The organism is Actinomycetospora soli (assembly GCF_021026295.1).
Classification (GTDB): domain Bacteria; phylum Actinomycetota; class Actinomycetes; order Mycobacteriales; family Pseudonocardiaceae; genus Actinomycetospora; species Actinomycetospora soli.
In genome coordinates this window covers 53,083-72,910 of sequence record NZ_JAJNDA010000006.1, presented here as the reverse complement: position 1 = coordinate 72,910, position 19,828 = coordinate 53,083, and the positions used below count along the sequence as shown (strand labels likewise).

The window sequence follows — 19,828 nt, the reverse complement described above, 5'->3', positions numbered from 1 at the left end:
GACGGAAGGGGCAGGATGACGGTCAAGGACGGCTGGCGCGGGCGGTTCCTCGAGGACTTCGAGGTCGGGGACGTCTACCAGCACCCGCTGGGGCGCACGATCAACGAGACCGACAACACCTGGTTCACGCTCCTGACGATGAACACCAACCAGGCGCACTTCAACGCGCAGGTGGGGGAGTCCTCGGAGTTCGGCCGCATGCTCGTCGCCTCGCCGCTGACCATCGCCATCGCCATGGGCCAGTCGGTCACCGACACGACGCAGAACGCCTTCGCCAACCTCGGCCTCGACGACCTCAGGCTCACCGCGCCGGTGTTCGTCGGCGACACCATCTGGTCGGAGTCGATCGTCCTGGAGAAGCGGGAGTCGAAGAGCCGGCCGCACGCCGGCATCGTCACGATCCGCACCCGCACGCTGAACCAGGACGCCGTCGAGGTGCTCTCCTTCCGGCGCACCTTCTACGTGCACCGCCGTGACTCCGCGGGCTCGGCCTCGCTCTTCCCGCAGGCGGCCACCCCGCTCACGGTGGAGGGCAGGTCGTGAGGCCGCTCGAGGACATCCGGATCGTCTCACTCGAGCAGTACGGGGCCGGGCCGTTCGGCTCGATGCACCTGGCCGACCTCGGCGCCGAGATCATCAAGATCGAGGACCCGAGCTCGGGCGGGGACATCGGCCGCTACGTCCCGCCCTACGCCGGCGGCGAGGACTCGCTGTTCTTCGAGTCGTTCAACAAGAACAAGTCCTCGATGCTGCTCGACATCCGCAACGACGCCGGGCGCGAGGTCTTCCACGACCTGGTCCGCTCCGCCGACGCGGTGTACTCGAACCTGCGGGGGGACGTCCCGGCCAAGCTCGGGATCCGCTACGAGGACCTCAAGCACGTCAACCCGCGGATCGTCTGCTGCTCCCTGACCGGGTTCGGGATGACCGGTCCGCGCGCCGAGGAGCCCGGCTACGACTACGTGCTGCAGGCCCTCGCCGGGTGGATGTCGGTGACCGGCGAGCCCGGCGGCGCCCCGCAGAAGACCGGCCTGTCGCTGGTGGACTACTCGGGCGGGTTCGTGGCCGCGATCGGCCTGCTCGCGGGCATCCACGCCGCCCGCCGCGACGGCGTGGGCACCGACTGCGACCTCTCGCTCTACGACACCGCGGTCAGCCTCCTGACCTATCCCGCCACCTGGCACCTGACCGAGGGCTTCACCCCGGCCCGCACCCACCACTCCGCGCACCCCTCGCTCGTGCCGTTCCAGGCGTTCGAGGCCGCGGACGGCTGGCTCGTCGTCGGGTGCGCGAAGGAGAAGTTCTGGGTGCGGCTCACCGAGGTGATGGGCCGCCCGGAGCTGGCCTCCGACCCGCGGTTCGCCACGTTCGCCGACCGCGACCGGAACCGCGACCTCATCGTCCCGATCCTCGAGGACGCCTTCCGGGAGCGGACCGTGGCCGAGTGGCTCGAGCCGCTGCACGCCGCGCGCATCCCGTCCGCGCCGATCCAGGAGGTCGCGGGCGCGCTCGACGACCCGCACACCCTGGCCCGCGCGCTCGTCGTCGAGACCGAGCACCCGCGGTTCGGCACCGTGCGCTCGCTGCGCTCGCCGGTGCGCGTCGGCCCGCCCGGGGACGACGTCGTCCCCGCCCGCGGCGGACCCGCGATGGGCCAGGACACCGACGCCGTGCTCGCCGGGCTCGGCTACGACGCCGAGCGCATCGCCGCGCTGCGCGCCGCCGCCGCCTTCGGCCCGCCGCCCGACCCGGAGACCGCGGCCGTGCCGCTCTCCGAGGTGGCCACCGCGCACCCCGTTCCCGAGGCGCCCTCGGCGCCCGCCCGCTGAAGGAGGCACCGTGGACTTCACCCTGTCCGACGAGCAGCGGCTCTACCGCGAGACACTGCGGGACTTCGTCGACCGCGAGATCGTGCCGGTCGCCCGCGACTGGGAACACTCCGGCCGGTACCCCACCGAGATCGTCGAGAGCATGAAGAAGCTGGGCCTGTTCGGCCTGTCGATCCCCGAGGAGTACGGCGGGATCGCCGCCGACACCGTCTCCTTCGCGCTGACCTTCGAGGAGATCGCCCGGGGCTGGATGGGCATCGCCGGCATCCTCGGCAGCCACTCGGTGTCGAGCTGGATGATCGCCCGCCACGGCACGCAGGAGCAGCGGGACGCCTACCTGCCCGAGCTCGCGACCGGCGAGCGCCGCACCGGGATCGCGCTCACCGAGCCCGGTGCGGGCACCGACCTGCAGGGCATCACCACCACGGCCCGCCGCGACGGGGACGACTACGTCATCACCGGCACGAAGACGTGGATCACCAACGCCCGCCACGCCGACCCGTTGCCGGTGCTGGTCAAGACCGACCCGAGGGCGGAGCCGGCGCACAAGGGCATGAGCATCCTGCTCGTCCCCGCCGACGCCGAGGGCTTCACGGTCTCCAAGGACATCGGCAAGCTCGGCTACAAGGGCACCGAGTCCTGCGAGGTCGTCCTCGACGAGGTCCGGGTCCCGTCGTCGCAGCTGCTCGGCGGCGTCGAGGGCAAGGGCCTGCAGCAGGCGCTGTCCTCGCTGGAGACCGGCCGGATCAACATCGCGGCCCGCTCGGTCGGCATCGCGCAGCGCGCCTACGACGAGGCCCTCGCCTACGCCCGCGACCGCACCGCGTTCAAGCAGCCGATCGGCGACTTCCAGGCCGTCCAGCTGCGGCTCGCCGAGATCGCCGTGCAGCTGCAGGCCGCGCGGCTGATGACCTACTGGGCCGCCTCGCGGATGGACGACGGCGTGCGGATGGACACCGAGTCCGGCATGGCCAAGGTCTTCGCGTCGGAGACCGCGCTGCAGTGCGCCACCGACGCCATGCGCATCCACGGCGGCTACGGCTACTCCACCGAGTTCGAGATCGAGCGGCTCTACCGCGACGCCCCGCTCATGTCGATCGGCGAGGGCACCAACGACGTGCTGCGCACCGGGATCGCGAAGTCGCTGCTGGCGGGCAAGGCGACGGTGGGATGAGCGGCCCGACGCCCGGCGCGCTGCGCGACCAGGCGGCCCGGCTCGGCTTCACCCTCGACGACGACCTCGTCGAGGCCATGCACACCGCCGTCGCCGCCGCCGAGCCCGCGATCACGGCGCTGCGCGACCGTCCCCGCGCGATGGACCTCGAGGCGGACCCGGCCGACGGGGACCGGTGGGTCCGGCGCGACCGGGCCGCACCCGGCGTCGGGACCGTTCCCGACGACGGCCCGGACGGCCCGGACGGCCCGGACGGCATCGCCGGCCTGCTCGCCGCCTACGCGGCGGGGGAGCGGACGCCGGAGGACGAGATCGCGCGGGCGCTGCGCGACCTGCGGGCCGCACACGAGGAGCTGAACTGCACGATCCGGTTCCTCGACGAGCGGGCCGCCGCGGCCGCCGCGGAGTCCGCCCGGCGCTGGCGCGACGGCACGGCGCGCGCCCTGGAGGGCGTGCCGTTCGGGGTCAAGGACGTCATCGACGTCGCCGGGGTCCCGACGACGGCGGGGTCCTGGTGCCACGGCAACGCGCCGGCGGCGACGTCCGCGGAGGTCGTCGCGCGGCTCGAGGCGGCCGGGGCGATCCCGGTGAGCAAGGACGCGACGACCGAGTTCGCCGTCGGCGGGCCGAACCCGCCGCGCTTCGGGCCGACGCGCAACCCGTGGGACCGCGAGCGCTGGGCCGGTGGGTCGTCGACCGGGTCGGCGGCCGCGGTCGCGGCGGGCGCGGTGCCGTTCGCGCTCGGGACCGACGTCGGCGGGTCGGTGCGCCTTCCCTCGGCCTGGACCGGGCTGACCGGCCTCAAGCCGACGGCCGGGGCGATCTCGCGGGTCGGGGTGGTGCCGCTGTCGTGGACCGCGGAGACCGTCGGACCGATCGCGCACAGCGCCGCCGACGTCGCGCGCGTGTTCGACGTGCTGGCCGGCACCGACGACCGCGACCCGCGCTCCTGGCGCCCGGGACCCGCCGTCGGGACCGTGCCCGACGACGTCCGCGGGCTCCGGATCGCGGTGCCCGGGGGAGCGCTGACCGAGCTGTGCGACGCCGAGGTGCGGGCCGGGGTGGACGCGCTGGTCGCCGAGCTGGTCGAGGCGGGCGCGGAGGTGGTGCCGGGGGAGATCCCGGGGGCCGCCGCGGCGCTCGCGATCGGCTACCTCATCGTGTTCACCGAGGCCGCGACGCTGCACCGCGTCGACCGGGACCGCTGGGGCGACTACGACCCGGTGGTGGTCCGGCGGATCAGCCAGGGCATCACCACGCCCGCGCAGGACTACCTGCGGGCGCAGCAGTTCCGGGTCGAGCTCCAGCGCGAGCTGGACGCGGTCCTCGCGGACGCGGACCTGATCGTGGTGCCGACCTGCCCGTCCACGGCGCCGCGTCTGGACGGCACCGTGGTCGTCGACGGCGTCGAGTACCCGCTCTACGCCGCGCAGTCGCGCTCGACGATGCTCGGCAACCTCACCGGCGTGCCCGGGCTCGCCGTGCCCACCGGGCTCGCCTCCGACGGGTGCCCGACCTCCGCGCAGCTGATCGCGGCGCCGCACGCCGAGGGGACCGCGCTGCGGGCCGCCCGCGTCTTCCAGTCACGGACCGCACACCATCGGCGACGACCCGCGGTCGTCACACGGAAGACTTCCTCGCGATAAACGTCTGATGTATTTTCGTGGTCCGGCTCACAGTAGGACGCTCCCACGGAAGGTGTGGTCACGATGGACTTCGGGGTCTTCATCCCGATCGGCAACAACGGCTGGCTGATCTCGGAGAACGCTCCGCAGTACCAGCCCTCCTTCGACCTGAACCGGCGCGTCGTGCAGGAGGCCGAGGCGCAGGGCTTCGCGTTCGCGCTCTCGATGATCAAGCTGCGGGGGTTCGGCGGCAAGACCGAGTTCTGGGACCACAACCTCGAGTCGTTCACGCTCATGGCGGGCCTCGCCGCCGTCACCGAGCGGATCAAGCTCTACGCCTCCACCGCCGTGCTCACGCTGCCCCCGGCGCTCGTGGCCCGCATGGCCTCGACGATCGACTCGATCGCCCCCGGCCGCTTCGGCGTCAACATCGTCTCCGGCTGGGCCAAGGGCGAGTACGAGCAGATGGGGCTCTGGCCCGGGGACGACTACTTCGGCTACCGCTACGACTACTCGACCGAGTACGTGAAGGTGCTGCGCGACCTCTGGGAGACCGGGCGCTGCGACCTCGACGGCCAGTACTTCCAGATGAAGGACTGCGTGCTGTCCCCGCGGCCCACCGGCAAGGTCGACATCGTGTGCGCCGGGCAGTCCGACCGCGGCATGCAGTTCTGCGCCGAGTACGGCGACTACAACTTCATCCTCGCGCCCGGCGTCAACGACCCGCAGGTCTACCGCGAGCCCACCGAGCGCCTCGCCAAGGCCGCCTCGGCGAGCGGGCGCGACGTCCGGTCCCTGCCGCTGTTCATGGCCATCATGGCCGAGACCGACGAGGAGGCCCGCGCGAAGTGGGACTCCTACCAGGCCGGCGCCGACCTGGCCGCGCTCGGCTACATGTCCGACGAGGGCAGCAACGACACGACCGCCGACTCCTCCGGCACCGCGCGCACGATCAACCTCCCCGAGGGCGCGGTCAACTTCAACATGGCGACGCTCGTGGGCTCCTACGAGACCGTCGCCCGCCAGATCGACCAGGTCGCGGACATGCCCGGGGTCGAGGGGATGATGTTCACCTTCGACGACTTCGAGCAGGGCGTCCACGACTTCGGGACCAAGGTCAAGCCCCTGCTGGGGTGACTTCGTCCTGTGAGTACTTGTCACGGCGATAGCCGTGACTAGTACTCACAGGCCTCGGCACCAAAGGAGAGTCATCGATGACGATCGACAGCCCGCCGCGGACCTCGCTCGCCGCCGCCGTCGGGGACTTCGCGGCCGGCCTCCGGCCCGCCGACGTCCCCGCCGAGGTCCTCGAGCGCGCCCGGTACCTCGTGCTCGACGCGGTCGGGCTGGCGTTCGCCTCCACCGTCTACGACTTCCCGACGAGGGCCCGCGACGCGCTCGGGCGGCTCGGCGCCGGGGAGCACCCCGTGCTCGGGATGCCCGACCGGCTCGCCCCGCGCGACGCGGCCACCCTCAACGGGGTGCTCGTGCACGGCATGGACTTCGACGACACGCACATCCCGGCGGTCACCCACGTCTCCGCCGCCGCCCTGCCCGCGGCGATCTCGGCCGCGACGACGGCGGGGGCGACCACCCGGGACCTCCTGCTCGCCTACGTGCTCGGCGTCGAGGTGTCGGCGCGGGTCGGGCTCGGCGGCGCGGGCGGCTTCCACGACGTCGGGTTCCACCCGACCGCCGTCGCCGGGGCGTTCGGCGCCGCGGTGACCGCGGCGAAGCTGTGGGGTCTCGACGCCGCGGGCATCACGGCGGCCCAGGGCATCGTCGGGTCGATGTCGGCGGGCCTGCTCGAGTTCCTCGAGGACGGGTCGTGGACCAAGCGGCTGCACCCGGGGTGGGCCGCGAGCTCCGGCATGACGGCGGCCGCGTTCGCCGAGCAGGACTGGCGCGGTCCGGCCGCGGTGTACGAGGGCCGCTTCGGGCTCTACGCCACCCACCTGCAGGGCCGCGAGTCCGACCCGTCGGCGGTCGCGGACGGGCTGGGGGAGCGGTGGGAGCTGATGCGCACCGCCGTGAAGCCGTATCCGATCTGCCACTTCATCCACGCCTTCGCCGACGCGACGCTCGCGCTGCGCGCCGAGCACGGCGTGCGCCCGGAGGACGTGCGCTCGATCCGGTGCGCGATCCACCCGGTGCCGGGGAAGGTGGTCTGCGAGCCGCCGGCCAACAAGTGGGCGCCCCGCGACGAGTACGACGCCAAGTTCTCCCTCCCGTACGTGGTGGCCACGGCCCTCCGCCGCGGCCGGTTCGGTCTCGCCGAGCTCGACGACGACGCGCTGGCCGACCCGGCGACCCTCGAGCTCACCCGCCGCGTCGAGGTCGTCGAGGACCGCGAGGGCGCCTTCCCGCGGGCCTACTCCGGGTACGTCGAGCTCGAGCTCGCCGACGGCACGCGGCTGACCCGTCGGGAGCAGGTCAACCGCGGGCACGACGAGCGCCCGCTCACCAACGCCGACATCGACGCCAAGTTCGCCGAGACCATCGGGACGGCGGCCGACCGCGCCACCGCCGACCGGGTCCGGGCCGCCGTGCTCGGCCTGGGCGACGACACCCCGGCGATCGACTTCGCCGAGGCCTGCCGTGGGTGAGGCCCGGGTCGGCGTCTTCCTCACCCACCAGCGGCGTCCCGAGCAGGACCCGCGGGTCACCCTCGCCGAGCAGCTGGAGCTCGTCCGGACCGCCCGCGACGAGGGCCTCGACTCGGTGTTCGCGGGGCAGCACCACCTCGCTGCGTCCTTCGCGCACATCCAGCCGCTGCCGTGGCTCGCGCGGGTCGCGGCCGAGGCGGGGGAGATGACGGTCGGCACCGGTATCCACCTGCTCGCGCTGCACCACCCGGTGGACACCGCCGAGGCGTACGCGAGCCTCGACGTCGTCACCGGCGGGCGCTCGGTGTTCGGCGTCGGCCTCGGCTACCGGGCCGAGGAGTACGCCGCGTTCGGGGTGCCGCCGGAGGAGAAGGTCCGGCGGTTCACTGAGAACCTGGAGATCGTCCGGGCCCTGTGGCGCGGCGAGTCGGTGACCCGCGACCTGCCGTGGACCCGCCTCGACGGGGCGCAGGCGCTGATGCGGCCGGTCGGGGAGCCGCCGGTGTGGATGGCCGCGAACTCCGACAACGCCGTCCGCAGGGCGGCCCGCCTCGCCGACGCGTGGATGGTCAACCCGCACGCGACGGCGGCGACGGTGCGCCGACAGCTCGAGCTGTACGACGCCGAGCGCGCGGCGCACGGCCGCGGGCCCGGCTCGTCGCGGCCGCTGATGCGCGAGGTGTTCTGCGCCGACACCCGCGCGGAGGCGCTGGAGCGGGCCCGCCCGTTCCTCGAGGGCAAGTACCAGGTCTACGCGGACTGGGGCCAGGACCGGGTGATGCCCGACCGCGAGTCGTTCCGGATGGAGTTCGACGCACTCGCCGACGACCGCTTCGTCATCGGCGATCCCGACGACTGCCGCCGGGCCCTGCTCGCCTGGCGCGGGCTCGGCATCGACCACTTCGTCCTGCGCACCGACTGGGCGGGCATGCCCGTGGAGTCCAGCCGCCGCTCGGTCGAGCTCCTCGCCCGCGAGGTGGCCCCGGCCCTGCGGGAGTCCGCGGTGGTCACGGTCGGGTGAGGCGGGGCGCGATGACGGAGGTCGTGGGCGTACCGGGGACGGTCTGCTCGCCCGCCGTGTTCGCCCCGCTGGCGGCGCTCGTGCCCGGGGTGCGCCCGGTGTCGTGGATGACCGCGCCCGGCCCGTGGACGGTGCCCGCCGTCGCGGACCGGATCGCGGACGACCTGACGGCGCCGGTGGTGCTGGTCGGGCACTCCACGGGCGGCGCGATCGCCACGACGCTCGCCGCGACGCACCCCGAGCTCGTGGTGGGGCTCGTCCTCGTCGACACCGGCGCGCACATGCGGCGCCACGGCGACGTCGACGGGATCATCGACCGGTTCGCCGCGCAGTGGGGGCGGGAGGCCCTCTCCGCCGTGCTCGACCGGTCGTTCGCGACGGCCCCGCCCGCCGACGTGCGCGCCGAACTGCTCGCGTACGCCGAGGCGGTGCCGCGGGAGGCCGCCGTCGAGGTGCTGCGCAGCCAGCGGGACCTCGACCTGACCGAGGTGCTCCCGACGATCACCTGCCCCGCCGCCGTCGTCCACGGCGTGCACGACCGCGCGCGGTCGACCGCGGAGGCGGAGGAACTCGCCGCCCTCCTGCCCGACGCCGACCTGTCGTGGGCCGACTGCGGTCACACGCCGGTGTTCGAGGCGCCCGAGGTGGTCGCGGCGGCGGTCCGCTCGGTGCTCGACCGGGCCCCCTAGGCTCCGCGGGTGCCTCGTCGGCGGATCACCGCGCTCGTCCTCGTCGGGCTCGCTCTCCTCTGGCTCCCGCTGAACCAGTCCGTCGAGGGGCCGAAGCTGCTCGTGCTCTCCGAGACCCACGCCGTCACCACGGCCGACCTGCTCTCGGTCGCCCTCGTGCTGGTGGCGGCATGGCTGTGGTGGTCGGCGCGCGGTCGTTGACGGGTCAGCGCACGCCGGCCCGGTGCCGGGGCGGCGCCTCGGCCTCGACCGGGCGCGGCGGGGTCGGGCGCCCGGATGGCGGTGCGTACCCGGCGTGGGCGGGTGCCATCGCGTGGGCGGGTGCGGTCTCGACGTCGTGGCCGCGTCGCGGCACGGCCGTCGGCGGGAGCGGCGCGGCCGTCGGCGGGAGCGGCGCGGGGGGCGCGGGGGGCGTGGCCGGTGCGGGCGGCACCGACGGGCGGGACGGCGGCGCGACCGGACCGTACCCGTCGTCGGGGGATCGCTGGTCGGCCTGCCCGGCCTGGATCTCCGCCTGCAGTTCGGCCTGCGTCTCGAGGAGGTCGCGGATCTGGGTGAGGAGCTCGACGTCGGTGGGCTGCGCCGGCCCGGCCTCCTCGCCGCGCAGACGGCGGTTCTGCAGGGCCTTCATCGGGGCGACGACGAGGAAGTACACGACGCCCGCGGTGATGAGGAACGTGATCGCCTGGTTGATGAAGTCGGCGTAGTCGAAGGCGACGCCGCTGACGCGGACGGTGCCGCGGAACTGGTCGCCGCCGGGGGAGAGCAGCTGGATCAGCGGCTTGAGGAACGACTCGGTGAAGGCGTTGACGACCGCCGTGAAGGCGGCACCGATGACGACCGCCACCGAGAGGTCGATGACGTTCCCGCGCAGCAGGAAGTCCTTGAATCCCTTGAGCATGGTGGTCCTCGGGCCGGGAGCTGGGGAGCTGAACGGCGAGGCTAGGGACCGTGTCCCGGGCTCGTCGCGGCCCGGACGGAGGGTCGCGGTGGGCCGGACGTGCAGTGCGGTGAGCGTGTCGCCGTCCCGCGGGCGCGCTCCGGACACCGCGCGACACGCGCCGCCGACCGCACTCAGCCGGGGAGGGTCGTCGTCGTGGTGGTGCGGGTGGTCGTCGAGCGGCGGCTCGTGGTGGAGGCGGCCGGTGACGCCGTGCGGGTGCCGGCGCGGCTCGAGGGGACGACGGGCGGGGCCGCGACCGGCGGGGTGACGGCCGTGGCCGTCGTCGGCTCCGGGGCGGGTGCCTCGGCGACGGGAGGCGCCTCGGCGTCCTCCGCGCTCAGGGCCACGGCGACCCCGGCGACGGTCGCGAGCCCCAGGGCCGCCGCGCCGCCGCTGAGCAGGAGGGCGAGCCGCGTCCGTGGTCGCGGCCGGCGGTGGTGGGTGCGGACCGGGGCGGCCTCGAACGGCCGGGTCGGCGGGCGCGCGGGGACGTCGTTGCCGGTGGGGGTCTCGTCGGCCTCCGGCGCGGCGTGGCGGCCCGTGGTCGGCGGCGTGTCGGTGGGTTCCGGCCGTGCGTGTCGACCGGTCACCGTGCTGGGTTCGGACATCGATGCCTCCCGCCCTCACCGGGTGCAACGCGCGACACGCCGGAAGGTCACTCGTCCGGACGATGTGGATCACCCGTGTAATCCGAGCGGGCGAAGTTCCACTGCTCCGGTTAACCCCTTCCTGATCGTCTGCGACTCGCCCGGTGACATCGCACGACCGGTCGGGGGAGCAACAGGGATGACGACGACGAACACCTGGGGACGCTGGAGCGCCGAGGACGAGGCCGCCGACGCGGTGACCGTCGAGCTGGCGATCCCGGCCCCGCGGCGGGCGGCGCCGTTCGCCCACCGCCCGGTGCCGATGAGCGTCCGGCCGGCGGCCGTCCCCCTGCTCCCCGCCGGGGGCGTGGCCGTGCCGCCCGGTCCGCCCGTCCCGCCCGTTCCGCCCGCGAACCCGCTCGCGACGGCGGGCTTCACGGTCGCCCTCGTCGGGGCGGTCCTGGCGCTCCTGCCGGTGGTCGGTGTCGTGTCGTGGCTGCTCTGCCCGGTCGGGCTCGGGCTGTCCGTCGCGGGGGTCGTCGCCGCGCGGAGCCGGTCCGACGTCGGCCGCGGCCTCGGGATCGCCGGGGTGGTGCTGGGCGTGGTGGGACTGCTGGTCTGCACGCTGTACGCGCTGTTCTTCGTCGCGATGGCGTCGACGCCGGTCGCCGCGCCGGTGGTACCGACGGCGCCGAGCCCCGTCGTCGTGACCTCACCGGTGCCCGGGGACGCGGTGGACGTGGTGGACGAGGTGCCGACGTTCTCCGCGCCGGTCCCCACCGTGCCGTCGGTGCGCTCGACGTCGTCCGCCGCGGTGCCGTCGACGTCCGTCCGGGTCCCCACCACGACCGCCCGCGCCGCCGTTCCGGCCGGCAGCCTCGGCGCCGGCACCTACGCGGTCGGCGGGCGTATCGCGCCGGGGACGTGGTCCACCGAGGGCGGCGAGTTCTGCACCTGGTCCCGGTTGACGGAGGCCGACGGCGAGTTCGACTCCTTCATCGCAGGGGGTGCGGCGCCGGGCCCGACGACGATGGTCGTGAAGGCCTCCGACGCCTACGTGCAGTTCTCCGGGTCCTGCACCTGGTCGCGGAACTGAGCCGACGCCACGATCCCGACCCGCCCCGACCCGCCGTCGGGAACGGGCTACCGCGCCAACGAGCGCAGCAGCAGCGTCTCCGCGAGGACGCAGCGGCGGAACATCCCGAGGTGCAGGCTCTCGTCGATGCCATGCCAGCGCGACGCCGGGTCGCCGACGCCGGTGACGAGGACGGTCGCGCCCGGGAAGGTGCGGGCGAACTCGGCGATGAACGGGATCGTGCCGCCCATGCCCATCTCGACGGTCTCGGAGCCGAACGCGGTCGACAGCGCCTCGCGGGCGAGGTCGTAGACCGACCCGGTGGGCGAGAGCGCGAACGGCTCGCCCGACGCGGCCAGGGACACCTCGAGCCCGACGCCCCACGGCGCGTTCCGCGCCAGGTGCTCGCGGACCGCCTCGAAGGCCGAGGACGTGGAGTCGCCCGGGGCCAGGCGGACGCTGATCATCGCCCGCGCCCGGTGCACGAGGATGTTCGCCGCGCCCTCGACGGCGGGCGCGTCGATGCCGAGCACCGCGATCGCCGGCTGCTGGGCGATGCGCTCCTCGATCGTCCCGGTGCCGAGCAGGTCGACGCCGTCGAGCACGCCCGCGTCGCCGCGGAACTGCTCCTCGGACATGCCGGGGACGTCGGACGACCCGCGCACGAGCCCGGCGACGGCCACCGAGCCCTTGTCGTCGTGGAGCGTCGCGAGCAGGCGGCACAGGGCCGTGAGCGCGTCGCCGGCCGGCCCGCCGAAGACGCCCGAGTGCACGGCGCGCTCGAGCATCGACACCTCGACGACGATGTTGGTGAGGCCGCGCAGCGAGGTCGTCAGCGCCGGCACGTCGACCGCCGGGTTGCCGGCGTCGGCGATGACGATGACGTCGGCCGCGAGGTCGGCGTGGTGCTCGGCGAGCAGGGCGGAGAGGGTCGGCGATCCCGACTCCTCCTCGCCCTCCACGAACAGCGTCACCCCGACCGGCGGGCGGCCCCCGTAGGCGCGCAGCGTCGCGAGGTGGGTCATCACGCCGGCCTTGTCGTCGGCGGCGCCGCGGCCGTAGAGCCGACCGGCGCGCTCGGTGGGCTCGAACGGCGCGCTCGTCCACAGGTCGTCGCCGCCGGTGGGCTGCACGTCGTGGTGGGCGTAGAGCATGACGGTCGGCTGCCCCTCCGGCGCCGGCCAGTGCGCGACGACGGCCGGTGCCCCGCCCTCGGCCGCCAGCACCCGGACCGACGCCGCCCCGGCCTCCCGGGCGAGCGTGGCCACGGCGTCGGCCGAGCGCCGCGTGTCCTCGCGGTGCGCCGGGTCCGCCCAGATGCTCGGGATGCGGACGAGGCCCTCGAGGTCACGCCGGGCGTCGGGGAGCACCGCGTCGACGGCGGCCTGCAGGTCCGCGGGTACGTCAGCCATGCCCCGACCCTAGGCGGGGACGCGCCGGATACCGAACGGACGAACTTCGCCCGACCCGCCGTCGGGACCGTTCCGCACCTACGGCCCCACGGCCCCGCCCGGCCCGCCTTCTCGGTCTCCTCGAGGTCCTCCCGTACGCCGTTCGGGCGCCCACCACCCGGCCCCATCCGGTCGGCCCGGTTCGTCCGGGAGATCCCACCGGGTACGACGTCGCCCATGACGATCGCCGCGATCCACCGCTATCCGGTCAAATCGATGCAGGGCGAGGCGCTGCAGCGCGCCACGCTCGACGAGCGCGGCGTGGTCGGCGACCGCGCGTACGCGCTGCTCGACGTCGAGACGGGCATCGTCGCGAGCGCCAAGGTCCCGAAGCGGTGGGACCAGCTGCTGCGGTTCTCCGCCGCCTTCACCGCGGAGCCGACGGCGGGGGAGCCGGCCCCGCCCGTCGTCATCACCTTCCCGGACGGCTCGACGCGCCGCAGCGACGACCCGGACATCAACAAGGCCCTCTCGAGCGTCCTCGGCCGGGACGTCACGCTGATCACGACCCCGCCGGAGGGCGCCGGCTTCGAGGAGATCTGGCCGGAGATCGACGACCTCGCGCCGCAGCACATCATCGACGCGACCACCGCACGCCAGGAGGACACCGGCGAGGCGATCAGCCGCTTCGACGTCGCCGCCTTCGCCCCGCCCGGCCGCTTCTACGACCTCGCGGCGCTGCACGTGATCACCACGTCGACGCTCGCGCGCCTCGGTGAGCTCGCGCCGGACAGCCGCTTCGACCCGCGCCGCTACCGGCCCAACGTGGTGCTCGACGAGACCGAGCCGGGCTTCGTCGAGAACGACTGGGTCGGGCGCGAGATGTCGTTCGGGGACGCGGTCCGGGTGTCCTACACCTTCCAGACGATGCGCTGCGTCATGACCACGCTCGCCCAGGAGGACCTGCCCGAGGACCGGGACACGCTGCGCACGGTGGCGAAGCACAACCGCGTGGACATCGAGAAGCCCGAGGTCGCGGGCCGCTGGGCGTGCGCCGGGGTCTACGCCGACGTCACCGCCGGCGGCGAGCTCGCCGTGGGGGACCGGCATTCCTGACGCCGGGTCCTACCGCTCCTGCTGCCCGGTCGCCTCCGCGAGGAGCCGGGTCACCTCGGTCTCGGCCGCGGCCTTGTCGAGGCCGAGACCGGTGAGCACGCCCGCGCCGTCCTCGGCCTCGAGCAGGGCGAGCAGGAGGTGCTCGGTGCCGACGTAGTTGTGCCCGAGGCGCAACGCCTGCCGGAAGGTCAGCTCGAGGACCTTCTTCGCGGCCGCGTCGAACGGGATGAGGGCGGGCGGCTCCTCGACGGGGGCCGGCAGCTCCTCGGCGACCCTGCGCCGCAGCGCCTCGGCGCTGACGCCCTGCGCGACGACCGCCCGCGCGCCCAGGCCCTCCGGCTGGGAGAGCAGCCCGAGGGCCAGGTGCCCGGGGGTGATCTCGGGGCTGCGGGCGGCGCGCGCCTCCTCCTGCGCGGCCACGACCACCGACCGCGCCCGCGGCGTGAAGCGACGGAACCCCTCCTCGGGGTCGAGGTCGCTCGTCCCGCCCTTCGGGACGAACCGCTTCTGGGCGGCCTGCTTCGTGACGCCCATGCTCGCGCCGATCTCGGTCCACGACGCGCCCGAGCGGCGGGCCTGGTCGACGAAGTGGCCGATGAGGTGGTCGGCCACCTCACCCAGGTGCTCGGCCGCGAGGACGGCGTCGGAGAGCTGGTCGAGCGGCTGGTCGTGCACGGTGGTGATGGCACGGATGAGGTCGTCGAGGCGGACGGGCGACGGTGGTGAGGTCATGCGTCCACCGTAGGTTGACGCTTGGCTGAGCGTCAACTTCAGGTGGACGATGTTCTCTGCGTGGCGTGTGGGCGCGGCACCGGGCAGGTGAGCGGATAGCCGCGGCCCGCGTAGTCGTAGCCGTCGAGGGCGAGTTCGGCGCGGGTCGGGTCGACGGGGGAGGCGTAGTAGGCGCGGATCTCCGCGATCAGGCCGGACGCCTCGTCGAACACGTACCACTCGTCGCCGCGCAGGACCGTGCCCTCCGCGGTCTTGAAGTGGCTCCACTCGATCACGGCCTGCGCGCTCGCCGGGTCGGCGAGGAGGCGGTCGATCGTCCAGGCCGAGCCCAGCGTCGCGACCCGGTGCGCCCAGTTCTCCGCGATCGTGCGCGCCCCGCGCCAGGCCCCGCCGTACATCCCCGGCGGGAAGTAGTGCACGGCGTCCGGGGTGAAGCAGGCGATCATGCCCTCGACGTCGGCGTCGTTGCAGCCGTCGAAGTAGCGCCGGATCAGGGCTGACATGTGCTCCGCGGTGAGCATGGGGCGGAGCCTGGCGCGTTCCCGACTGTCCGACCAGGGCCGGGTTCGCCGGTGCGGGACGATCGGTCGGGTCGGTTGTCCGACAACCTCAGTGGAGGAGCGGAGCCACGGTCGCGAGGGCCGACGCGGCCGGCTGGAGCGGGAGCGTCTGCGCCATCGCGGCGATCGACACGACCACCTTGGCCAGCACGAGGGCGAGGATGATCGGGATGGCCACGCGCCAGAAGACGATGACGAGGAAGATGCCGAGGGCGAGGACGAGAACCAGCTGACCGGCCGGGATGCTGCTCATGGTGTTCCCCCGATGTCTCGTTGTCTGATGTCTCTCAGCATGAGAAGGAGAGATGTTGTCTGTCAACGCCCTTCTGCTGTCCGACATGTGCTTGTATGCCGTGCTACGTTGAGGTGTCCGTCGTCCGACGTCGTTCGGCGGCACGACGGAGCCGCCGGAGTTCGCGAGGTCGGTATGAGTGCGGATGATCAGGACGAGACGTCCGAGAGCGAACGCTGGTCGCTGCCCGACACGAGGAAGCCCATCCCGGACCTCGTGGCCGACCGCATCCTCGAACTGGTCCGCGACGGGGTCCTCGCACCCGGCGAGAAGCTCATCACCGAACCCGAGCTCGCGCGTCGCTTCGGGGTGGCCCGGAGCTCGGTGCGGTCGGGTCTGCAGCGCCTGCAGGCACAGGGCGTGGTCGAGGTCAACCGGGGCCGCGGCTGGTTCGTGTCGGCGACGCCCGCGCGGACGACGGTCGAGGTGATGCAGGAGCGGATGGCCGCGCGGGAGTTCGACGTCCGGGACGTGATGGAGGTCCGGATCGCCCTCGAGGGGGCGGCGGCCGGGCTCGCGGCCGCGCGGGCCTCCGCCGGTCAGCGCGACGACATCGTCAAGCTCAGCCGGATCGACCAGGCCGCGGACCCCGGCGACGGCGCGGCCCTGCTCAAGGCGGACGAGGAGTTCCACGGCGCGATCGTCGAGGCGTCCGGGAACGAGTACCTGAAGAGCCTGTACGGCATGCTCACCCCGCTGGTGGCCGAGTGGCGCGAGCACAGCTTCACCAGTGCCGAGGTGCACGACCGGTCGGCCCTCGACCACGTCCAGGTGGCGGTGCAGATTCGTCGGGGCGACGAGATCGGCGCCCGGATGGCCATGGCGACCCATCTCCTCGGGCTCTACTCCGGCATCCGCCGTCAGGTCGACGTCGCCTCCGAGAAGCGCGCGCCGGCCACCGTCTCGACCTACATCGAGATCCGGGACACCCCGATGTTCGAGGACCCGCCGCCGGACGGCTCCTGACGATCCCGTCCCGTCACAGTGGTTGTCTCACGCCACTATCGCCACACAAGATGTGAGGGTGAACGGGGGGAACGTTCGGCGCAGCGACCTCGGTCGTCTGCCCTTGGGGCGATGGGCCGCGGGCGGCGTGCTGGTCGCGCTCGCCGGTCTGCTCGTCGTCGTGCTGACGTCGACCGACAAATCGTTCCTGTTCGGCGGTGTCCTCGTACTCGTCGGGTCGCTGGCGGTCGCAGCGGTCGTCGTCATCGGGGTCGTGCGCCGCGAACTCCTCGGGCACGTCGAGTACGTCAACGAGGTCGTCGAACGCGGCGTCGTCGAGGTCCTGCCGCCGGGCCGCGTCGCCGAGCGACTCCTCGACCGCGTCTACGGCCCGTCGCCCTACAACCAGGCGCTCCTGACCGCCCTGCTCGGAGGCGAGGGTCGAGCCGGTGACGGGGGCGACCTGACCATCAGCGAGCACACCGAGATCGACTTCCGCCTCGACAGTCTCGACGACCGCAGCTACCACCTCGTCATCGAGCAGAGGTACTCGTTCCGCAACCGTGTGCCGACCTCCAAGGTCGTCATCTTCGCGACCTCAGAACCGCTGCTGCGGGACTCCATCATTTCCGGCTGCCGGCTCCCGCTCTTCGAACTGTGGTTCGTGCGTGAGGACCCGGACAAGCCTCGTTTCGAGGAGTCGGTGGAGGCGATGCAGCGCTCCATCCACGTCGGACTCGAGTACGCCGATGAGCACGGCCGTAGGCACGAGGTGCCGCTCAGTGACCCGCGGGACGTCATCCGGGAGGTCAAGGTCCAGGAATGGGGCAAGTACCTCACGTTCTTCCGGAGCGACCTCACCGAGGGGCTCGAACTGGACCGTCGCGTGTACATGGATCGTCTACGGATCTTCGAGATCGATCTCCACGCCCTGTCCGGCAGTCGCCACGATGTCGAGACCATCACGCGCCTGACCATCAGTTCGACAACGATCCAGAACATTACCGACGGCTTCAGCTACTGGCAGGCGCCGTATCCGTGTTTCGTCGAGCAGATGACCTTCGACACCAGTTCGTTCTCCATCTCGGAGAACCCGGACCTGCAGTTCAGTATCAAGCCTTTTGCTGTGACCGGCGCCGAGCCTCCGACGTGGAACGCTGGCAAGGGGGTCGCTGTCTTCCCAGCAAGCTCATGGATGCTGCCCGGGCACGGGGTCGCCTTCCTCTGGCGCCCTGCAGCATGGTCGTAGGGCTAGACCAGGTGGCGAACCGTGGACGGGAAGGTCCGCGTGGACGGGGAAGTGCGACCGTCTGGCGTGATAATCCGACCACCAGGCGAACAGTTGAGCTCGTTGGTGGGCTATGCGTCCAGCGGAGGCAACTGGGCTGCGTCCTCAGACATCATAACGATCGCGCAACGGTCAACTGTCGGTCGTGGCGCCACGACTCTCCCTGAGTCGGCGGTGGAAACGCTCCGGAGGAAAACCCGTTTCATGAACGCGTCGCGCGTTGTTCCGCACGTCCGTCAGGCCCAGCAGTGGAACACGCGACGTGAGTTTCTGGTTCGCGCGCCCGGCGGCGGTTGGCAGATGGGTGACGGCCGCTTCGTCCCGCGATCGATCCCGGGCGGCGGCTGGATTCTCGCGGGTGACTCGGAGCTCGACCTTCGCCCGACCACGGCCCCAGGTGGGGGTTGGACTGTGCGGGCATGACCCGATTGCCGCGCTATTGCGGAATCGGAGACGGCCGGTCCGTCGCTCACGGTCGGAACGGTGCGCGCCGCGCTTGAGTTCGTCGACGCTCCGTCGCGTCGACAGCGCCGTCTAATCGGCGGTCGGCGCGGACGTAGGTCGGTCTGCCGCGACGCCGCGAGCGTACTCGAGTGCCTCGGTGGTGCCCTCGAACGCACGCCGGGCGACGGCGCCCTCGAGGAGGAGGAAAAGGAAGTCGGCGCGCTCGGGGTCGCCGGTGAGGCGCTCCAGTTCGTCGCGAACGGCTTGCTTGTGGGCGCGGATCACCGCGAACGCGGGGTGATCGTGCGGCAGTTCGGCCGCGGCGCGCTGGAACCCGCACCCGAGTTCGGTGTCGAACTGGGAGTGCGCCAGGTACGTGTCGAAGACGGTGTCGACACCCGGCCGTTCGGCGAGGCGCTCCTGGAGTTCGGCCCACCACTGGTTGTGGCGGCGCTGCAGGTAGGCGGTGATCAGGGCGGACTTCGAGCCGAAGCAGTCGTACAGCGTCTTCTTCGTGACGCCGGCGGCCTCGGCGATCCCGGCGACCCCGACCGCCGTGATCCCGTGCGCGTAGAAGAGCGCCGAAGCCTGCTCGAGGATGCGCTGCCCGGCGGGGGTGGTCACGACTTGACGGTATACCGACCGGTGGGTCACTGTCTCGACGAGACCGGTCGGTATACCTGGAGGCGAGCATGATCCACGCCATGACGTTCGACGTCGTCGGGACGTTGATCGACTTCGAGTCGGGCATCCTGCGGTGCGTGCGGGAGTTCTCCGCCGTTCCCGACGACGGGTCGGTGCTGGCGGCGTTCGGCGCCGCCGAGGCGGTGCAGCAGCGGAGCACGCCCGAGATGCCGTTCCCGGCGATGCTCGACCCGATCTCGGCGCGCCTGGCCGTCGACCTCGGCATCCCCGAACTGGCGGAGGTGCCCTCGCCTCTACGTCGGTCGATCGGGTCGTGGCCTGCGTTCCCCGACGCGGCGGAGGTGCTGGCCCGGTGGCGGGACCGGTTCGTGCTGATCGCGCTGACCAACGCCGATCGCGCTGCGGTGGAGGCGTGGGGGCCCGCCCTCGGCCATCCGTTCCACGACACGGTGACCGTGGACGAGGTCGGGGTGAACAAGCCGGACCCGCGCATGTTCGAAGCGGCCCTGGCCAAGCTCGCGGCCGTCGGCATCCACCGGGACGAGGTGCTGCACGTCGCGCAGAGTCAGTATCACGACATCGGCGCCGCGCACGCCCTCGGCCTGCGGACGTGCTGGGTCGAGCGGCGGCACGGCCAGGCCGGCACGGGTGCGACACCGACGACGGCCGCCATCACCCGGCCCGACCTCCACGTTCACTCGTTGGCCGAGCTAGAGAGCGCGGACGTGCTCCACGACCGGCGGGCGGCGGGGTAATGGGATCGCCGGGGGAGTGTCCGGCTCGTCCGCCCACGACCGCACGTGTCGCTGATCCACGGTGCCGTGTCGGGCCATCGCGACCCACGGGGCAGCGATCCACCCGACCGC

General features: G+C 72.9%; 20 protein-coding genes and 1 pseudogene. 14 read left to right on the top strand and 7 right to left on the bottom strand.

The genetic code is table 11. The features are described from left to right. Positions 1-15: 15 nt before the first annotated feature. The 9 genes from LN037_RS11440 to LN037_RS11400 all read left to right on the top strand — a co-directional run bounded on the left by LN037_RS11440 (position 16) and on the right by LN037_RS11400 (position 9,145). Positions 16-543 carry a MaoC family dehydratase gene (locus LN037_RS11440; RefSeq protein WP_230752411.1) on the top strand — a complete coding sequence of 176 codons (528 nt, stop codon included), beginning with the start codon at positions 16-18 and terminating at the stop codon, positions 541-543. Continuing rightward, entirely contained in the window at positions 540-1,829 is a 1,290-nt protein-coding gene (locus tag LN037_RS11435) for a CaiB/BaiF CoA transferase family protein (RefSeq protein ID WP_230752409.1), read from the top strand. Before LN037_RS11440 ends, LN037_RS11435 begins: the two co-directional genes overlap by 4 nt. A 10-nt stretch (positions 1,830-1,839) precedes the next feature. Then, entirely contained in the window at positions 1,840-3,003 is a 1,164-nt protein-coding gene (locus tag LN037_RS11430) for an acyl-CoA dehydrogenase family protein (protein WP_230752408.1), read from the top strand. After that, positions 3,000-4,649, top strand: a complete 1,650-nt coding sequence (locus LN037_RS11425) for an amidase (protein ID WP_230752406.1) — start codon at positions 3,000-3,002, stop codon at positions 4,647-4,649. The genes LN037_RS11430 and LN037_RS11425 overlap by 4 nt, the downstream gene beginning before the upstream one ends. A 63-nt stretch (positions 4,650-4,712) precedes the next feature. Continuing rightward, the gene (gene rutA / locus LN037_RS11420) at positions 4,713-5,765 is read left to right on the top strand and encodes a pyrimidine utilization protein A (RefSeq protein WP_230752404.1); all 1,053 of its coding nucleotides are present in this window, start codon (positions 4,713-4,715) and stop codon (positions 5,763-5,765) included. Positions 5,766-5,842: 77 nt separating this feature from the next. Beyond that, positions 5,843-7,234 (top strand): MmgE/PrpD family protein, encoded by a 1,392-nt coding sequence (locus LN037_RS11415; protein ID WP_230752402.1) that lies wholly within the window; start codon positions 5,843-5,845, stop codon positions 7,232-7,234. After that, complete coding sequence (locus LN037_RS11410; RefSeq protein ID WP_230752400.1) at positions 7,227-8,255, top strand: LLM class flavin-dependent oxidoreductase; 1,029 nt, start codon at positions 7,227-7,229, stop codon at positions 8,253-8,255. The genes LN037_RS11415 and LN037_RS11410 overlap by 8 nt, the downstream gene beginning before the upstream one ends. A gap of 11 nt (positions 8,256-8,266) precedes the next feature. After that, positions 8,267-8,944 carry an alpha/beta fold hydrolase gene (locus LN037_RS11405; protein ID WP_230752398.1) on the top strand — a complete coding sequence of 226 codons (678 nt, stop codon included), beginning with the start codon at positions 8,267-8,269 and terminating at the stop codon, positions 8,942-8,944. A gap of 9 nt (positions 8,945-8,953) precedes the next feature. Continuing rightward, positions 8,954-9,145, top strand: coding sequence for a hypothetical protein (locus LN037_RS11400; RefSeq protein WP_230752396.1), 192 nt, complete (start codon positions 8,954-8,956; stop codon positions 9,143-9,145). Between the two features lie 313 nt (positions 9,146-9,458). Here the strand turns inward: LN037_RS11400 and mscL are convergent. Together mscL and LN037_RS11390 are read right to left on the bottom strand one after the other, a co-directional pair. Beyond that, a pseudogene (gene mscL / locus LN037_RS11395) lies at positions 9,459-9,845 on the bottom strand (large conductance mechanosensitive channel protein MscL); the annotation flags it as partial. Between the two features lie 173 nt (positions 9,846-10,018). Further along, positions 10,019-10,495 (bottom strand): hypothetical protein, encoded by a 477-nt coding sequence (locus LN037_RS11390; RefSeq protein ID WP_230752393.1) that lies wholly within the window; start codon positions 10,493-10,495, stop codon positions 10,019-10,021. A 178-nt stretch (positions 10,496-10,673) separates the two neighbouring features. On the opposite strand from LN037_RS11390, the gene LN037_RS11385 reads away from it, so the two are divergent. Next, complete coding sequence (locus LN037_RS11385; protein WP_230752391.1) at positions 10,674-11,570, top strand: Rv1352/Rv1906c domain-containing protein; 897 nt, start codon at positions 10,674-10,676, stop codon at positions 11,568-11,570. Between the two features lie 47 nt (positions 11,571-11,617). Here the strand turns inward: LN037_RS11385 and LN037_RS11380 are convergent, their stop codons facing one another. Then, a complete protein-coding gene (locus LN037_RS11380) occupies positions 11,618-12,961 on the bottom strand; it encodes a dipeptidase (RefSeq protein WP_230752389.1) in 1,344 nt (447 codons plus the stop codon). Between the two features lie 216 nt (positions 12,962-13,177). Between LN037_RS11380 and LN037_RS11375 the strand changes: the two genes are divergently transcribed. Beyond that, positions 13,178-14,056 (top strand): MOSC domain-containing protein, encoded by an 879-nt coding sequence (locus tag LN037_RS11375; protein ID WP_230752387.1) that lies wholly within the window; start codon positions 13,178-13,180, stop codon positions 14,054-14,056. Positions 14,057-14,065: 9 nt separating this feature from the next. On the opposite strand, the gene LN037_RS11370 is transcribed toward LN037_RS11375, so the two are convergent. From LN037_RS11370 to LN037_RS11360, 3 genes are all read right to left on the bottom strand, one after another. Continuing rightward, the gene (locus LN037_RS11370) at positions 14,066-14,788 is read right to left on the bottom strand and encodes a Clp protease N-terminal domain-containing protein (RefSeq protein WP_230752385.1); all 723 of its coding nucleotides are present in this window, start codon (positions 14,786-14,788) and stop codon (positions 14,066-14,068) included. A 38-nt stretch (positions 14,789-14,826) separates the two neighbouring features. Continuing rightward, on the bottom strand, positions 14,827-15,309 hold the full coding sequence (locus tag LN037_RS11365; RefSeq protein WP_230752383.1) for a nuclear transport factor 2 family protein: 483 nt from the start codon (positions 15,307-15,309) through the stop codon (positions 14,827-14,829). An 88-nt stretch (positions 15,310-15,397) separates the two neighbouring features. Next, positions 15,398-15,601 (bottom strand): hypothetical protein, encoded by a 204-nt coding sequence (locus LN037_RS11360; RefSeq protein ID WP_230752381.1) that lies wholly within the window; start codon positions 15,599-15,601, stop codon positions 15,398-15,400. A gap of 174 nt (positions 15,602-15,775) precedes the next feature. Here LN037_RS11360 and LN037_RS11355 point away from each other — a divergent pair, with 174 nt between their 5' ends. Further along, positions 15,776-16,606: a FadR/GntR family transcriptional regulator gene (locus tag LN037_RS11355; RefSeq protein WP_230752379.1), complete on the top strand. Its 831-nt coding sequence runs from the start codon at positions 15,776-15,778 to the stop codon at positions 16,604-16,606. Between the two features lie 58 nt (positions 16,607-16,664). After that, positions 16,665-17,834, top strand: coding sequence for a hypothetical protein (locus LN037_RS11350; RefSeq protein ID WP_230752377.1), 1,170 nt, complete (start codon positions 16,665-16,667; stop codon positions 17,832-17,834). Positions 17,835-18,407: 573 nt separating this feature from the next. Here LN037_RS11350 and LN037_RS11345 read toward each other — a convergent pair. Continuing rightward, positions 18,408-18,941 (bottom strand): TetR/AcrR family transcriptional regulator, encoded by a 534-nt coding sequence (locus LN037_RS11345; RefSeq protein WP_230752375.1) that lies wholly within the window; start codon positions 18,939-18,941, stop codon positions 18,408-18,410. 80 nt (positions 18,942-19,021) lie between these two features. Here LN037_RS11345 and LN037_RS11340 point away from each other — a divergent pair, with 80 nt between their 5' ends. After that, complete coding sequence (locus tag LN037_RS11340; protein WP_230752372.1) at positions 19,022-19,717, top strand: HAD-IA family hydrolase; 696 nt, start codon at positions 19,022-19,024, stop codon at positions 19,715-19,717. The last annotated feature ends 111 nt before the right edge of the window (positions 19,718-19,828 follow it).

Bases quoted from the DNA above. Each gene is read 5' to 3' on its own strand.
- LN037_RS11440 (WP_230752411.1), top strand. From the start codon at position 16: ATGACGGTCAAGGACGGCTGGCGCGGGCGGTTCCTCGAGGACTTCGAG.
- LN037_RS11425 (WP_230752406.1), top strand. From the start codon at position 3,000: ATGAGCGGCCCGACGCCCGGCGCGCTGCGCGACCAGGCGGCCCGGCTC.
- rutA (WP_230752404.1), top strand. From the start codon at position 4,713: ATGGACTTCGGGGTCTTCATCCCGATCGGCAACAACGGCTGGCTGATC.
- LN037_RS11415 (WP_230752402.1), top strand. From the start codon at position 5,843: ATGACGATCGACAGCCCGCCGCGGACCTCGCTCGCCGCCGCCGTCGGG.
- LN037_RS11405 (WP_230752398.1), top strand. From the start codon at position 8,267: ATGACGGAGGTCGTGGGCGTACCGGGGACGGTCTGCTCGCCCGCCGTG.
- LN037_RS11390 (WP_230752393.1), bottom strand. From the start codon at position 10,495: ATGTCCGAACCCAGCACGGTGACCGGTCGACACGCACGGCCGGAACCC.
- LN037_RS11385 (WP_230752391.1), top strand. From the start codon at position 10,674: ATGACGACGACGAACACCTGGGGACGCTGGAGCGCCGAGGACGAGGCC.
- LN037_RS11380 (WP_230752389.1), bottom strand. From the start codon at position 12,961: ATGGCTGACGTACCCGCGGACCTGCAGGCCGCCGTCGACGCGGTGCTC.
- LN037_RS11375 (WP_230752387.1), top strand. From the start codon at position 13,178: ATGACGATCGCCGCGATCCACCGCTATCCGGTCAAATCGATGCAGGGC.
- LN037_RS11370 (WP_230752385.1), bottom strand. From the start codon at position 14,788: ATGACCTCACCACCGTCGCCCGTCCGCCTCGACGACCTCATCCGTGCC.
- LN037_RS11365 (WP_230752383.1), bottom strand. From the start codon at position 15,309: ATGCTCACCGCGGAGCACATGTCAGCCCTGATCCGGCGCTACTTCGAC.
- LN037_RS11360 (WP_230752381.1), bottom strand. From the start codon at position 15,601: ATGAGCAGCATCCCGGCCGGTCAGCTGGTTCTCGTCCTCGCCCTCGGC.
- LN037_RS11355 (WP_230752379.1), top strand. From the start codon at position 15,776: ATGAGTGCGGATGATCAGGACGAGACGTCCGAGAGCGAACGCTGGTCG.
- LN037_RS11340 (WP_230752372.1), top strand. From the start codon at position 19,022: ATGACGTTCGACGTCGTCGGGACGTTGATCGACTTCGAGTCGGGCATC.